10 protein-coding genes are annotated in these 15615 nt (G+C 64.9%); 1 reads left to right on the forward strand and 9 read right to left on the reverse strand.

Annotated elements, in window-relative coordinates:
* The 4 genes from B2V90_RS03780 to B2V90_RS03795 all read right to left on the reverse strand — a co-directional run.
* On the reverse strand, nt 1-2815 hold a 2815-nt coding region (locus tag B2V90_RS03780; protein ID WP_293919692.1), incomplete at its 3' end, for a discoidin domain-containing protein.
* On the reverse strand, nt 2812-4287 hold the full coding sequence (locus B2V90_RS03785) for a glucoamylase family protein (protein ID WP_228220607.1): 1476 nt from the start codon (nt 4285-4287) through the stop codon (nt 2812-2814). The genes B2V90_RS03785 and B2V90_RS03780, both read right to left, overlap by 4 nt.
* A 74-nt stretch (nt 4288-4361) precedes the next feature.
* Nucleotides 4362-7340: a TonB-dependent receptor gene (locus tag B2V90_RS03790; protein ID WP_228220606.1), complete on the reverse strand. Its 2979-nt coding sequence runs from the start codon at nt 7338-7340 to the stop codon at nt 4362-4364.
* Between the two features lie 48 nt (nt 7341-7388).
* A complete protein-coding gene (locus B2V90_RS03795; protein ID WP_293919694.1) occupies nt 7389-8399 on the reverse strand; it encodes a LacI family DNA-binding transcriptional regulator in 1011 nt (336 codons plus the stop codon).
* A gap of 149 nt (nt 8400-8548) precedes the next feature.
* Here B2V90_RS03795 and B2V90_RS03800 point away from each other — a divergent pair, with 149 nt between their 5' ends.
* On the forward strand, nt 8549-10837 hold the full coding sequence (locus B2V90_RS03800; RefSeq protein WP_228220604.1) for a glycoside hydrolase family 3 N-terminal domain-containing protein: 2289 nt from the start codon (nt 8549-8551) through the stop codon (nt 10835-10837).
* Here B2V90_RS03800 and B2V90_RS03805 read toward each other — a convergent pair.
* The 5 genes from B2V90_RS03805 to B2V90_RS03825 all read right to left on the reverse strand — a co-directional run.
* Nucleotides 10798-12111 (reverse strand): MFS transporter, encoded by a 1314-nt coding sequence (locus B2V90_RS03805; RefSeq protein ID WP_228220603.1) that lies wholly within the window; start codon nt 12109-12111, stop codon nt 10798-10800. The genes B2V90_RS03800 and B2V90_RS03805 overlap by 40 nt on opposite strands.
* 9 nt (nt 12112-12120) lie before the next feature.
* Nucleotides 12121-12879: a TIGR02186 family protein gene (locus B2V90_RS03810; RefSeq protein WP_228220602.1), complete on the reverse strand. Its 759-nt coding sequence runs from the start codon at nt 12877-12879 to the stop codon at nt 12121-12123.
* Nucleotides 12879-13793 (reverse strand): sulfite exporter TauE/SafE family protein, encoded by a 915-nt coding sequence (locus tag B2V90_RS03815; protein ID WP_009822618.1) that lies wholly within the window; start codon nt 13791-13793, stop codon nt 12879-12881. Before B2V90_RS03815 ends, B2V90_RS03810 begins: the two co-directional genes overlap by 1 nt.
* Nucleotides 13794-13852: 59 nt before the next feature.
* The gene (locus B2V90_RS03820) at nt 13853-14923 is read right to left on the reverse strand and encodes a hypothetical protein (RefSeq protein ID WP_228220601.1); all 1071 of its coding nucleotides are present in this window, start codon (nt 14921-14923) and stop codon (nt 13853-13855) included.
* A partial coding sequence (locus B2V90_RS03825) for a glycosyltransferase family 2 protein (RefSeq protein WP_293919697.1) occupies nt 14920-15615 on the reverse strand: 696 nt, incomplete at its 5' end. The genes B2V90_RS03825 and B2V90_RS03820, both read right to left, overlap by 4 nt.

The following is a 15615-nucleotide window of genomic DNA, read 5'->3' on the forward strand; positions in this document are numbered from 1 at the left end:
TGTGAACCCCCTGCCCCGACAACCAGTCGCCGGTCATGCCCGCGCCCAGCACCAGCGTCTCACTCGCCTTGTCTTCATAGGCAAAAAGGTCGAGCGCGGCGCGGATATAGTCGGACGCGACCCAGGCATGGGGCAGATCGCCAAGGAAGCGGATAGCGCGCGGTTCGCGGCCTACGACTTCCGCCCAGGCGTTCCAGCCGGCCGGGCGGCGATCGCGCATGTAGATCGCCAACAGGTCGTTAGCGCGTTGCGGCTGGCCCAGGCGCAGCATGGCGGACACGTTGCGCAGTTCATAAGGGGTGTAATCGTCCCAGTCGGTCGATGTGGCGCGGCTGGTCACGCGCCGCCACTGGCGATCGAATGTGTTGTGGAGCAGCCGCTGGTCGAGCCGGGGCTGCAGCGCCGTAATCTCCAGCGCCATGGTGGTGGATGTGGCGTCGAAATCGCCCAGGCTGGTCGCGCCGGGGATGAAATCGATCGACCAATATTTGGCCGCAGCGTCGATGGCATTCAGTATGTCGCTAGAAAACTGGTCGCGCTGCGCAGCGATGGCGGATGCTTGCGGCTTGCCCAGCACCTGCGCGGCGTAGAGTGCGCCGTCATAGCCGGCCAGACCCCAGAAATCGTCCCAGAGGCTATATTGGGCCTTCGCCGAATAGGCCTCGTGACTGATCGAGGGCGGCAACAGGCCGTAGAGCATCTGCCGGCCGGGCGTCTGGTTGGCGGCGGTGCGTTCGGACAGGCGCAGTCCGTCCATATAGCGGCGCGCGGCGTCCAGCCGGTCCCAGTGGCGCGCCAGCAGCGCGGTATCGCCGGTGTAGCGGTGCAGTTGCGCCAGCAGATGGATATATTCGCCATGCGAGTCATTTTCCGGCACCGGGTCCGCGCCCCGGAAATCGACGCAGCATGGCACCTTGCCATTGGCGAAGAGATGGCCGCCATACCAGTCGGCAAAAGCGATCGCCGGATCATTGACGCCAAGGCGCAACAGCGCGTCCGACATCATCGCGCCGTCGCGGATCCAGCTGCGATTATAGGAGCGGGTGCCGGGCTTGAGCGCGGGGCCATCGCGGCTGATGAGAATGTCGGCCAGCGCGGTGCGCAGCGTATCGACCAGTTCCTGCTTGGCGGGCGGCACCTGGATCAGGACGCTGCCCAGCCGCTGCCGCCACTGGTCCGCCGTGCGCGCCAGCGCTGCGTCGAAATCGGAGGGCGCTGAGCCGGCAAAGGCGACCGGCACGTCCAGCGTTTCGCCCGGCGGCAGGCGCATCGTCCAGCTGAGGCGCGCCTGCGCCATATGCGCCTCGTCCTGCACGTGAGTGGCCGATGGCAATGTTTCGGGCGTGGCGAGCGCGCCCTGGTCGAAGCCACCCATGCCCACTGACTGGGGTGTCACCATGGGGGTGAGCAGGCGATCGACCGGCGGGTCGCCGGCGACCGGGCCGGGCTGTCGAATATGCAGGCGCGATCCGTCCCAGCGGATCGCGGAAATCGGGCTGACGCCGCCGCGCTGGGCCAGGAATTGGGCGGGCGGGTTTACCTGAAAGGGCCGCACGGCCAGCGTAAGGGTGAAGGTGCGCGGCTGATCACTGTCGTTGCGGATGCGCCAACGGCCGAGCAGGCGGGGTTCGTCGCCCTCCGCCTGCGCGAAGGCGGTGCTGTCCAGCGTCCAGCCCTGTCCCTGCCAGCTTGTGGTGGCGATGGGGAGATTGCCGTCGATGAGGCTCTGGCTGGTGGTGACGTCGGCCCAGTCGACCGAGGCGCCATTGACGGTGAGGAAGGGTTCGACCGAATAACTGCCCTTGGCCGGCTCGATCGCGCCATCTTCGCCGATCAGGCCCGCAATTGCGCCGCCGTCCGTGCCAACGAGCGTCCAATAGGGTTGTTCTGTAAAGCCGCGCGGATAGCGGCCGCGCGGCGCTTGGCTGGCGAGGCGGCTGATGAAATCATTGGGCGTGGGCGCCCAGTCGATATCCTTGACCGCGACTTCGGCCAGAGCGCCTTCGCCGATCAGGCGGATGCGCAGATAGCGCGATTCCGCGCCGTGGAGCGCAATCGGATCTTGGCCGCCATCGCCGGCATCCACGGTGCGCAACGTCTGCCAGGCGCGCTTGTCCAGCGATCCTTCGACCCGGTAGGCCGCCTTGCCCTGCCAGTCGAGCAGCAGGGCGGAGAGCCGTTGTGGCGCGCCGAGGTCCAGGTCAAGCACCTGCCCCGGTTGGCCACGCCAGACGGTCGATTTGTCGCCATCCAGCACGGCCGGGTCGCTGGCCTTGGGGGGCGAAGGCGGCGGCGCTGGCGGGAGCGGTTCCAGCGTCAGATCGTCGATCTCGACATGCCCCTTGCCACCGTCGCGGCCGCGCACCAGCACGATTTCCATGCGCCCGGTGTGGCGCAGGCTTTTATCCGTGGTACGCCCCCAGGCGAATTCCAGATCGCGCGGGCGGATGCGCACTTCCTGCCATTGTGCCGACGGGCGAAAATTGAGCTTTTGCACCCACCAGACATTATCGCCAGAAGCATCGGTGAATTTGAGCTGGAGGTCGTTGACGCCACCCTCGCCCCGTAGCTTGACCCGCAGGACGTAATTGTCCGGCCAGTCGATCGGCAAGGTGCGCGCGGCAAAGGCATAACCCGACACCGACCCGAAATCATAATCCAGTCGCAGCGCCCGGCCTGCGTCGCCCGGCACGTCCGACACCTTTGAGGCAACGCCATCAGACGCGGAGGCGGTCCACCGGTCGGGCTGTTCGAAACCGTCGGCCGCGACAGGCTGCGCAGCGGCGAGCAGGAAGGCGAGCGTCGCCAGCGTCATCCCAGCCAGCCGCCGGTAAAGCCCGCCCGTTGCAAACCGCGCCGGATATGCGGGTTCTTTCGCATCGTGTTCCAGACAAGGCCGGTGCGGTGATTTTCGATCATCGCGACGATCGGCCCCTGATCAATGCCCAGATAATCCTTGTCGACCCAGCCGACCCCCAAGCGGAATTCGCCATGGCGGAAAGGCTGCGCAGGACGGCGGACGATGGTGGGGTTGAAACTGTCGAGGAAGCCATATTTGTCGTAAAGCTGGTCGCCATAGCGGAAATACATGGCCTGCACGGTCGGCTCGACGATTTCCGGCGCGAAGGGCAGCGACCCCAGCAGCGCGGTGGGGGCCAGCGTGCCGTCATCGCGCTCGCCCGGTCCGCGCGCGGAATAGCTGTAGAATTCGCGTTCCTTGCCGCCCAGCATCATCTTGAAATCGCCCGGCCCATCGCAGGCGGTCAGGCCCCAGCAGTCCGGCCCATAGCCCGCCCAGTTGCCCGGATTTTCGATCGCATAGTTGCGCTGGCAATAGGTCGCGCGGCGGCTGTTTTCGAAATAGTCGATGCCCTTCTGCGTCATGAACCGGTCCCGGATGCCGCGGAAATCGACCCAGACATGGCTATATTGATGGCCGAACATCGGCGCGAAATGCAAATGCGGCTCGCCCCAGCGCGACGACCAGCTGCTGTCGAACTGGGTGCTCCATACATTCCATGTGTCGTCGCGCAGCGGATGCGTCGGCGACCCCATGCCCAATATATAGAGAATCATCCCTTCATTGTAGATTTCCCAGTCGGAACGGATGAAGCCGCTTTCGGGATGCCAGCCCATCGACACGAACGGCGCGCGCGGCGTGATCCAGGTCCATTCGACCGCACGATAGAGCTGTTCGGCCAGATCGCGGATGCGCGCTTCGTCGGCATCGACCGGGTCGTCGAACCAGCTTTGCGCGAACAGGACCCCCGCCATCAACAGCGCGGTGTCGATGGTCGAGAGTTCTGCCAGCGAGAAGCGATAGCCCTTGGTCGATCCAAGGAAATGATAGAAGAAGCCGCGATAGCCGCTGACACCCGATCGCTGGTTCCCCATCGGTGCGGCGGCGAGGAATTGCAGCGTGGTGAGCGTGCGCTCGCGCGCTTCGGCGCGGGTGATCCAGCCATGGGTCACGCCGATCGGATAGGCGGTCAGCGCAAAACCCATGGCGGCAATGGACACGAAGGAGGGCGTGGGCCAACGGTCGGGGGACATGCCGGTCTTTTCGTCCGTCACTTCCCAGAAATAGCGAAAGGCGAGCTTCTGGATGTCGTCGATCAACGGACTGACTTCCACGTCCAGCGCCGGGCGCTGATCGAGCCGGGTCCAGCCATCGACCGCGACCGGCGCGGTCGATATCGGCGCTTGAGGCGCGCGCGTCGCGCATCCCGACACGAGCCCGGCCAGCCCTACCCCGGCCGAGCCCATGAATGTCCGTCTATCGAGCAATCATCACCTCCAAATCGTAAACACAGGGACGGACGCTGTCCTGGAACGCGCGTCCGCCCCGATGATGGGCATCGTCAGAAGCGATAACCCACCCGGAACTGGATGCGCCGGGGCAATGTGAGCAGGTTCGCCGCGTTCGCGCCGTTGGCGGGCAGCAGCGGATCGGTCACTTCGCCGGTTTCAGGGTTGATCGTGTTGTTGAAGAAGCCGTCAAAGTCGCGGAAATTCTTGTTGTTGAAGAGGTTGAGGACATCGACCGCGAAGCTGACCTGATCGTCCCGACCGAACAGCGGGAAATTTTTGGCCAGCGTCACATTGACTTCGCAGAAGGCGAACAGCCCCTTGATGCAGTTCTTTTCCGGATAGCGCGCGGTAAAGTCGTTGAAGCCCGACGACGCGCCGTTGGTGCCGTCCGTTACCTGATAGGCCTGGCCCGACCCCAGCGTGGTCAGCGTCGACAGCTGGAAACCCAGCGGCAGGTCGACGATGCCGGAGAAGACGATACGATGGCGCTCGTCACCCGGCGAATTGCGCCAGCCATAGGCGTCGGGCGTCGGCGCATCCAGGCTGAAGAGATCGCCGCCATTCTTTTCCGCCTTGCCCAGCGTATAGGCGATGTTGAGGCCCCAACCCGATGCCTTGGTGTAATTTTTGTCGAGCGTGAAATAGAGCGCCTTGTAGCGGGTATCGAGCCCGTCATAGCCGATCAGCACGTTGGAATAGCCCGCCGCGCGCACTGCCGCTAGCAGATCGCCGTCGCAGCAGGTGCCAAAGCCGCCGTCATTGCGGGTCGCAAACAGGTTGGTATAGCCATTCTTGCCCCGCTGGTAGGAGGCGGTCAGCGAGGCTTCGAAAATGCCGACCTTCTGCCGCACGCCCAGCGAAAACTGGTCATTGACCGGCGGCTTGGCATTATTCTTGACCGCGAAGAGTTCGGGCAGGCCGACTTCGGGGTTGCTGTTGATCAGCGCCAGCAGTCCGTCGCGGGTCAGGTAGGACGGGTCCCAGGCGACCGTCGGCTGGCCATCGCGCGGCAGGCCGTCGGCGGAGAAGCGGAACAGGCCGATGGGGTTGATGGTGCGCGAGAGTTCATCGACCGTGTTGTTGAAATTGTTGCGGTCATAATAACGGCCAGCGCCGCCGAAGATGACGGTGCTGCGGTCGCCCTTCACATCCCAGGAAAAGCCGAAGCGCGGCGCGAAGGCACCCTTGAACGGGCTGCGGTCATTGCCATCGGTGATATAGTCTTCGGGATTGAAATAGGACGTCGTCGGCAGCGCGCGCAGCGCCGCCGCCGCGGCCGGGGGCGTGGTGTAGCGATTGTTGAAGCCGTTGCTTTCATAATCCCAGCGCAGGCCAAGGTTGAGCTGCAACCGGTCGGTGATGTCCCAATCGTCCTGAATATAGAGGCCAAGCTGCGTATTGGACGACTGGATCAGGCCCGAACCAAGGCCCAGACGCGCTTCGGCCGGGAAGGCGAAGTTGAGATTGTTGTTGGGTTCGCGGCGGAAATAATAGCGCGGCTGGATGAAGGCCTGATTATCGAAGCTGATATCGGTAAATTCGATGCGCGCGCCGAACTTGATCGCGTGACCGGTAAAGCCGGTATAGGTGATGTCGTTGCGGAAATTATAGCTTTGCTGCACTTCGCGCCGGGTCGAATCCTTGCCCCCGAACAGGATCACGCCCTGATAGTCATAGGCCGGCAGGTCGGGATTGAGCGCCGTCGGGTTGAACGTGTAGTTCAAATAGCTGGCGTTGAATTCGTTGAGGACCGTGTCGTCGTCATAGGTCCATTTGAACTGGTATGTATCGACGACGTTGATCTTGTTTTCGGCATAGGAATAGGCGGTGTTGCCGCCAAAGCCCTGAATGTCACTTTCCTCACGCCGGCTGAACGACACGTCGAACGTTTGATAGTCGTCGGGGGTCAGCGTCAGCTTGCCGAAATAGAAATCGCTGCGGAACGGGCTGACGAAGGAGCCTTCGAAATCCGTAATATCGCGGCCGGAAAAGCGTTCGAATTCCGCGATCGCATCAGCCGCGCCGGTGGAGCGCACGTTGAAGGCGCGATCCTGGTCATTGCCTTCATAGGCAGCGAAGAAGAACAGCTTGTCCTTGATGATCGGACCACCGAGCGACGCGCCATATTGCTTGCGTTCAAAGGCAGGCTTGGGGTTGCCGTCGCGCTTGTCGATGAAGCTTTTTTCGGTCAGCGACTTGTCGGTATATTGACCGAAAATTTCGCCATGGAAATCATTGGTGCCCGATTTGGTGACGGCGGTAATGACGGCGGCGCCCGCCTGCTCATATTCCGCCTTGTAATTCTGCGTGATGACGCGGAATTCCTGGACGGCGAGCTGGCCAAAGGGGTTGCCGCGGCTGTTCTGCTGACCCGCCACGCCGCCTTCGCGCAGCTTGTTCTTCAGGCTGACGCCGTCGATGAACACATTGACCTGGCTGGCGGGCGAGGCGCCCGACGAGAAGCTCTTGTCGGTTTCGGAGTCGTTGTAACGCACGCCCGGCGCGAGCGCGGCGAAGCTCAGGAAATTGCGATCCGTCTGCGGCAGGACGCGCAGCTGTTCCTGGCTGATGTTGGTCGCGATTTCGCTGGTGCGGGTTTCGCGCAAGCGGCTTCCGGTGACGACGATCTGCGCGCCGTCGCCATCGGCCGAGGCCGTGGAACCGCCCTCCGCCGTGTCAGTCGCGCTGGACAATTGCGCGTCCACCGTGGCGGCGGTGCCGACGCCCACGGCGATATCGCGCTGAAACGATCCCTTCGCCGGGTCGGAAACGGAAATCCGGTATGTGCCCGCACGCACGCCGTTCAGAATATAGGAACCGCCGGCATTGGTGGTGGTCGTCTGGGCGCGGCTGGTGCCGGCGCTCGTCAGCGTGACCGTCGCGCCCGCGACAGGCGCGCCCGCGCTGTCGGTCACGCGGCCACGGATCGAAGCGACCGTGGTCTGCGCCACGGCCGGAATGGCGACCGCCAGGCTGCTGAGCGACGTAGCGCCGACAAGCAGCAGGCGGATTGCGGACATCTTGCTCATATGCATCTTCCCCTTGTTCTAACCCTGTTTCCCCGAACGGGACTTTTGTTACGCAGCTGAAAGCTGGCTACTGGTGCGGATAATGAGGCCGGGTTGCCTTAGTTCCATCTGCGGAACGGCTTCGCCGTCGATTAGCGCGACGAGGCGGTTGATGCCGCGCGCGCCCATGTCGGCGATATCGACCGCCATGGTGGTAAGACCCGGACTGATGAGCCGGGCGAGCGGTATATTGTCGAAGCCCGCGACCGCCACCTGCGTGGGCACATCGACGCCCATATCACGCAGCGCGACCATGACGCCGATCGCCGTCATGTCGTTCGCGGCGAAGATGGCGTCGACATCGACTTGCTCGGCCTGAAGGCGCTCGACGGCGCGGCGGCCGGACTCCTCGTCGAAATTTCCGGGGAGGATGACGGGATTGAGGCCCGCCGCTTCCATCGCCTGAGCATAGCCCCGCGCGCGGTCGGCCGCTTCGACATTGCCCTCCGGCCCTTCGACATGGACGATGGCGCGATGACCGCAATCGATCAGGTGCCGCACCATGGCGGCCGCGCCCGCCACATTGTCGACCCGCAATTCCGGCATCCCAAGACCATTGGCCCGGCAATTGAGCAGGACGGCGGGGATGCCGGGGGGCAGCTGCGCGAACAGATCATCCAGGTTCAGATGCGGGGCCATGACGATCAAGCCATCGACCCGCCCGCGCATGTTGCGCAGCGCTTCGATTCCGTGGCCGATATCCAGATGCATGTTGGACAGGAGCAGATGGCGTTGGTGAAAGGCGGCTTCCCGCTCCATGCCGCGCAGCATTTCGGAGAAATATTCACCGTGCAGGTCGGGCAGGACGATGCCGATCGCGCCGGTGCGCGCCATGCTGAGATTGCGGGCACCGGCATGGGGGACATAGTGGAGCTTGCGCGCGGCCTGCTCCACCCGCTCCTTGAGTTCGGGACGCACGTTGGGCAGCCGGTTGAACACGCGCGACACGGATGCGACCGACACGTCGGCTTCGCGCGCGACGTCGCGAATGGTCGCTTGCCCTATGTCCTTTCCCGTCATCCTCAATCCGTCCGGTAAAATATTTATCGGCCCCATGACTTGCCGGGCCAGCTTGTAACCGGTTACAAGAATCCTCTGGCCACTGCAAGTGGGCGTCCAAACGGTGCGATAAGGACATCGGACACGCGCCCGATCTTTAGGAGAATGACATGCGACCACCCTCTTCTGTATCCCGGCGCGCATGGTTGATGGGTGCCGGCGCGGTGGTGGCATGGGCATCCTCGCCCGCGCGCGCGCTGATGGACGGAAGCGCGCCGGCATCGACCGATCTGAACGCGCTGATCGCGCGGATGACGGTGGAGGAAAAGGCCGGTCAGGTCACGCTGATGGCTGCGGCCTGGGCTGGCGGCGCGGCCAATGCGCTCAATCCCACATCGCCATCGCGCGCCAGCTTTCGCCAGCAGATGGACGATGTGCGGCGCGGGCATGTCGGCGGCGTGTTCAATGGCAATGGCGCGGAGATGGCGCGACAGATGCAAACGATGGCGGTGGAAAAGAGCCGCCTCAAAATCCCGCTGATCTTTGCTGCCGACGTGATTCATGGTTTTCGCACCGTGTTTCCCATGCCGCTCGCAGAAGCGGGCAGCTTCGATCCCGAACTTGCCGAACGCACAGCGCGGATCGCGGCCATCGAGGCCACGGCGGCGGGCATCGACTGGAACTTCGCGCCGATGGTCGACATTGCCCGCGACCAGCGCTGGGGCCGCGGGATCGAGGGCGCGGGCGAGGATGTGCTGCTGAGCCGCATCATGGCCGACGCGCGCGTGCGCGGGTTCCAGGGACGCGCTGGCCTGGCCGCGCCCGACGCCATGGCCGCATGCGCCAAGCATTTCGCCGCCTATGGCGCAGCCGAGGGGGGGCTGGACTATAACAGCGTCGACGTGTCGGAACGGACGCTGCGCAAGGTCTATTTCCCGCCCTTCCAGGCGGCGTTGGATGCGCAGGCGGCGACGATCATGGCGTCGTTCAATGAATTGTCGGGGGTTCCCGCCACCGCCAATCATTGGTTGCTGAGCGACGTGCTGCGCGACGAATGGCATTTCGACGGGCTGGTCGTGTCGGATTATACCGGCGACATGGAATTGATCGCCCATGGCTTTGCCGCCGATGCGCGCGAAGCGACCAAGCTGGCGTTCCTGGCCGGAGTCGATATGTCGATGCAGTCGGGCTTCTACATGGAGCATCTGCCTGACCTGGTGAAATCGGGCGAAGTGCCGATGGCGCGGCTGGATCAGGCAGTGCGGCGCGTGCTGGCGCTCAAGGCGAAGCTGGGCCTGTTCGACGATCCGTTCCGGCGGATCGACCCCAGCCGGGAAAAGACGCTGGTGCGCACGCCTGCGCATCTGGAGGTTGCGCGCGACGCGGCGCGCCGGTCGATCGTGCTGCTCAAAAATGAGGATGATCTGCTGCCCCTGCCCCGTCAGGGCAAGACAATCGCGCTGATCGGGCCGTTCGCGCAGGGGCAGCGCGATCTGGTCGGACCGTGGAATGTCTATGGCACCGACGCGGACGCGATCGACCTGCTGACGGGCATGCGCGCGGTCGCCGCCGACCCGGATGCCATCGTCGCGGTCGACGGATCAGGCGTGGACAAGCCGATCAGGGGCGGCATCGAGGCGGCGGTTGCCGCCGCGCAAGCCGCCGATATCGTCGTGCTGGCCGTGGGCGAAAGCCAGACCATGTCGGGTGAGGCGCAGTCGCGCACCGATATTGTCATTCCCGCGCCGCAGATGGCGTTGGCGGAGGCCGTCGCAGCCACCGGCAAGCCGATGGTCGTGCTGCTGCGTCATGGCCGCGCGCTGGCGCTCCACGGCGCGGTCAAGGATGCGCAAGCGATCCTCGCGACCTGGTTCCTGGGGTCGATGTCGGGCATGGCGACCGCCGACATATTGTTCGGCCTCGCCAGCCCTTCGGCGCGTTTGCCGTGCAGCTTCCCCTATGAAAGCGGGCAGGAGCCGCTTTATTACGCGCATAAGAATACGGGCCGCCCCAATCCGCCCGGCCCGCGTGTCGCCTATAAGGCCCATTATCGCGACGCGCCCAATGCCGCACTCTATCCCTTCGGTCATGGCCTGACCTATGGCGAGATCGTCTACAGCGCGATCGACATGGGAACGGGCCGGCTGAGCGCGGGCGGCGAACTGACAGTTACCGCTACGCTGCGCAACAGCGGACGCCATGAAGCGACGGAGGTGGCGCAGCTCTATGTGCAGGACATCACCGCCAGCATCACCCGGCCGGTACGCGAATTGAAGGCGTTTCAGCGCGTGACGATCAAGCCCGGCGAATCGCGGGAGGTGCGCTTTACTATCAGGCGTGAAGAGCTGCTGTTTTTGGGGCAGGACATGCAGCCGACAGTGGAGCCGGGCGAATTCCGCCTTTGGATCGCGCCGTCCGCTCAGGCAGAGGGCGTGTCCGACATATTCACGCTCGCCTGATCGACCCGGCCGCGCAGCGGCGCCAGCATCATGATCGCGCCCCCGGCCGCGATCATGATCGCCGGTCCCGCGATCATCACCCAGGCGATGACATCCCTGCCCGCCGCATCGGGCACGCCGCCGGCATAGCCGCCCATCGCATAGGCCAGACCCAGAAACAGCGCGGCAAGGCCCAGACCGATTTTCTGCACCAGCATGAACAGGCTGAAGGCGGTTGCCTCCACACGCACGCCGGTTCGCACCTCGCCTTGATCGACGCTCATTGGCAGAAGTGCCCAGGCGGCAAGATGAAAACCGCTGAGCGCGACCTGGATCACCGCCAGCATGGCGATGGAAATGCCAATATCGGGCGCACCTGGCCAGAGCGGCAGCACCGCCAGCGCCAGCAGTGCGAGGCAGGCCGCAGCAAGCCAGCTGGGCTGGGCGCTCCAGCGCAAGGCGACCAGCGTCCAGAGCGGCACGGCGACCGCGCCGATCACGCCCATCACCGCCAGCGCCCGTTTGCCCGCCCCTGCGTCAAGCAGCACATGGGCGAAATAATAGAGAACCGAATGACCGATGATCGCGCCCGCAACCGTGGCGCAGAATGTCGCGGCGCATAGCATCAGGAAGGCACGGTTGCGCGCGATCGCAGCCAGGTCCTGCGCCAGGGCGTGCCGGGCGGGCCTGGGGGGCGCTGGCGCGATGGTTTCGGGAACGCGCCACACCACAATCCATAGCACCAGGGCTGCGACCCCAGCCAGCAACATCGCCACGCCGGCATAATGATCCCCACCGGCGGGCATCACCCAGGCGACCGTGACCGCGCCCAGCGCGCCGAAGGTCATGCGCGATCCCGACATCAAGGTGCGGTCGCGGGCGTGCGGGCTGACACGGGTCGACCAGGCCGCATAGGGCAGGTTTACCAGCGCATAGAGGATGCGGAAGGCGACATGGGTCGCCATCACCACCGGCAACAGCCATTCCGCGCCACCCGCCGGCCGCTGGAACAACAGGACGAAGGACGTTGCGAGCGGCGCGGCCCACCAGGCGATGATCCGGCGATATCGCAGACGCCAACGATCCGCGGTGATACCGATGGCCAGGTCCGTCAGCCCGTCGGCAATGGCACCGACCATCATCACCAGCCCCGCCGCTTCGGGTGTCAGGCCCAGGGCATCTGTGTAGAAGAACAGCAGATAAAGAGTGGCCGTCTGCCAGAAGAGATTGAAGGCATAGTCGCCCGCGCCAAAGCCAATGGCGCGCGCTGGATGCGGGCAGGAGGAGCCACTCATCCCAAGGAATCAGATGCGCCGGGCGATAGCACCGGCCGCCCAGCCCATCGCCACGGCAATGGCGATCGCGGTCAGACCATAGAGGAACGGCCAGTCTTCAGCGGCGACCGCCATGAACTGTTCGAAGCCCGATTTGCGCACAGTGATGTCGCGCACGGCGGCGGCAACGACGCGGCCATCCTGCACCAGAAATGTCTCGGCCGTATAGTCGCCGACGATGACGCGGGCGGAAAGCGGCAGGCGCGCGCGGTAGAGAACGCCGTCGGTGATCTCCACCGTGCCCTGCCGCTCGACAAACAGCCCCGCCCGGTCGCGCAGGTCGACAAGGCCAGCCTGAAAACGGTTCAGTTCCGCGCTGTCGTTGAGCGAGGACGGCGACAATTGCAGCTTGTCCACACCCAGTTCGTAAATGGCGGCGGTGCGTTCATCGACGATTTGGCTGATCGGGCGTGAGGAGGCCATGGCATAGAAGCTTGGCGCGGATTCAAAGCGCGCGCTGTCGGCATTGACCCAAATGCCCGCCACCTTCTGCTTTTCGCGCATCTGGATCGACTGTTCGGGGCCTTTTAGAACCACGACGATGTCGGCCGGCTTGTCCGGGCGCACGCCGCCGGGATAGACGATCGCGCCAAACAGCAGCAGGTCAGCGCCGGTGAAGCTGTAGAGGATCTGCACTTCGCGCTGCGACACGTCGGGCACCAGTTGCGGTTCGTCCGCACCGGTCAACAAGAGCAGGGCCGCGATCAGGGCGCTGGCGCGACGCAGCATCACCGCACCTCGATCGTGAAGATTTCATCGGGCCGCCAGCCCAGGCCCAGCGCCATGCGCGCGGCCACCAGCAGCACGATGGCAGCCAGCAGGACGCGCAGATATTCGGGCCGCAGCTTCATCGACAGGCGGGTGCCGATCTGCGCGCCCGTGACGCTGCCGATCAGCAGCAGCATGGCCAGCACTAGGTCCACCGCCTTGGTCGTCATGGCGTGCATCATCGTGGTCGCCATGGTGACGAACAGGATCTGGAAGAGGGACGTGCCGACGACCGATTGCGTCGTCATGCCCAGCAGATACAGCATCGCGGGCACCAGGATGAAGCCGCCGCCCACCCCCAGCAACATCGTCAGGATGCCCGTCGCCATGCCCAGCAGAAAGGGTGCGAGCGGCGAGATATAGAGGCCCGAGCGATAGAAGCGCCAGCGCATGGGCAGGGCCGCGACGAGCGGATGGTGCCGCCGCTTGCTCGCCTGCGGCTTGCGGCCGGTCTTGAGCGCGATCAGCGCCTGAATCGATTCCTTGGCCATCAGGCCGCCGATTCCGCCCAGCATCAGCACATAGAGAATGCCGATGACGGTATCAATCTGGCCCAGGCTTTGCAGCAGGCGAAAGATGAACACCCCCATCCCCGCGCCGACGATGCCGCCTGCGATCAGTACCCCGCCCATGCGGAAATCGACCGTGCCGCGCGACATATGCGTGACGACGCCCGACACGCTGGCCCCCGTGACCTGCGAAGCCGCCGACGCCGCCGCGACCGTTGGCGGGATGCCGTAGAAAATCAGGAGAGGCGTGGTCAAAAACCCGCCACCCACGCCGAACATGCCGGACAACAGCCCAACCAGCCCGCCAAGGCCGATAATGACCAGCGCGTTCACGGATAGATTGGCGATGGGCAGGTAAAGATCCATGGCGGTTCAGGGCCTAATCGCAAAGCCGCCCGATAGAAAGGATAGTTGCGCCGCCCCGATCAAAAATCGGTGGCAAGGGTGATGGCGAGGCCCGACGGTGGCGCGGCATCGCCGGCAATGCGTTCACGCCATTCGATCGACAGGCGCGCGTTGGCGCGGGGCAGCGGCAGGCGCAGTTGCACTTCCGGGCCGATGTCGAGCCGGCTGACGCCCGGCTGCGCGCCGCCCGATATCGCGCCCCCGATCCGCAGCGCCCCCGCCTTCACGGGCGCCAGCAGCGCAATGCGCCCATCGACGAACCGGTCACCCCTGCGGAAGCCGACGACGCCCGCCTGCCCATAGCCTTCGGCGTAAAGTCCCGGCGCGATGTCCACCGGCCCAAAGCCGCCAGCACCCACGATCGCCATGGCGTTGCGGCCGCCCGAACCAAGCGCCACGCGCCGTTCGATGCCGATGCTGACCGGCAGGTCGGGCAGCGGGCGGACGGCAAGGCCGATTGCGGCTTCGGGTGCGGCAGGGTCTTGCAGCGCGGCCGTAGCCCTGGCGTAGAGCGCGGGTCGATGGGGCGAGGATGGCGCAAGGGCATAGTCGATGCGCAGTCCGGCCTGTGATCCGCCGAGGCGCCCCACTGGCGCGGTCTGAACCGCGGACGCCTTGCCCGGCCGCACCAGCAGCCAGCCGCTCGCCTGCCAGCGATCAGGCGCGGATGGGACTTGTTTCGAAACAGGCGGCGGCGTTGCGAATGGAATGGGCGATGGGCGCGCGCCCATATCCTGGCTGGCATAATGCCGATTGGAAAAGGCGACCATTTGCCGGATGAAGTCCAGCATGTCGGTTGGCGCGCCGAAATTTCCCGACGGCTTCGTCGCGACGGTGACGGGCTGCACCATGACATTCGAGCCGCCGACTGATCGAGCGACGGGCCATAAGATTTGGACCGGCGGACGATCCATGCGCAATGGCGCTGGCGCGACGGCGACGATGCGGTGTGGCGCATGTTGCGACGTCGCGACAGCAAGCGCGGTCGGTTCCACGGCAAAGTCCATCTGGGCCATCACGCGTAGCCCGATCCAGCCCAGCATCAGGACCGCGAGGAAGCGGAGCGGGCGGCCTGAACGGGCGCGGATCATGGGTCGGTCTTGAGGTCGGGAAAGCGATGCTGGGTCTTGTCCCAGCGCAGCGGCTGCCCTGCGAGCGACCTCAGATACAGGAATATCGCGCGGCGGGCGGCGAGGATACCGATATAATTGGCGATCAGCGTGCGCGGCACCGCGCCCAGTCCCGCGCGCAGGCCATAGGCGCGGGCGACGAACAGGAAGCGCATCGCCATGCGCCAGAGCATCAAGAAGAGGTTGAACCAGAGCAGCGCGGTCATCAGTGGCGTCAAAGGCCGATCGGGCAAGGGCATGACCAGTGCCAGCAGCACAAGGGCCACCAAAAGGACCAGCGTCAGATAGGCGGCGAACAGCACCAGCGCCGCCAGCACCGCGCGCCGATCGCGCAGGCGCATCCAGAATTCAGCCGGTCCGCCGCGCCAGCCCAGCCTGTCCCATCCTGCAAGTGCGATGCCGATCGTCCAGCGCGCCTTTTGCCGCACCGCCGCGTCGATGCTGTCGGGGAAAAATTCCCGCGTCGCGATGATATTGCCATAGGCGTCACGCATCCGCACGAAGGCGCTGCGGCCGCCCAGATCGCGAATGCGAAGCCCGGCTTCATAATCTTCCGTAAGCGAACCGGGATCGAACGGCCCGGTGGCCTCGTCGGATGCAAGCGCCGCCAGCATGTCCCGCTCGAAAGCGCAGGCGACCCCCGCCGATGGCAC

The organism is Sphingobium sp. UBA5915, from assembly GCF_002431195.1.
Lineage (GTDB): Bacteria > Pseudomonadota > Alphaproteobacteria > Sphingomonadales > Sphingomonadaceae > Sphingobium > Sphingobium soli.

Coding starts and splice junctions, on each gene's coding strand:
- B2V90_RS03790 (WP_228220606.1), bottom strand. CDS start 7,340: ATGAGCAAGATGTCCGCAATCCGCCTGCTGCTTGTCGGCGCTACGTCG.
- B2V90_RS03795 (WP_293919694.1), bottom strand. CDS start 8,399: ATGACGGGAAAGGACATAGGGCAAGCGACCATTCGCGACGTCGCGCGC.
- B2V90_RS03805 (WP_228220603.1), bottom strand. CDS start 12,111: ATGAGTGGCTCCTCCTGCCCGCATCCAGCGCGCGCCATTGGCTTTGGC.
- B2V90_RS03820 (WP_228220601.1), bottom strand. CDS start 14,923: ATGATCCGCGCCCGTTCAGGCCGCCCGCTCCGCTTCCTCGCGGTCCTG.
- B2V90_RS03810 (WP_228220602.1), bottom strand. CDS start 12,879: ATGCTGCGTCGCGCCAGCGCCCTGATCGCGGCCCTGCTCTTGTTGACC.
- B2V90_RS03800 (WP_228220604.1), top strand. CDS start 8,549: ATGCGACCACCCTCTTCTGTATCCCGGCGCGCATGGTTGATGGGTGCC.
- B2V90_RS03815 (WP_009822618.1), bottom strand. CDS start 13,793: ATGGATCTTTACCTGCCCATCGCCAATCTATCCGTGAACGCGCTGGTC.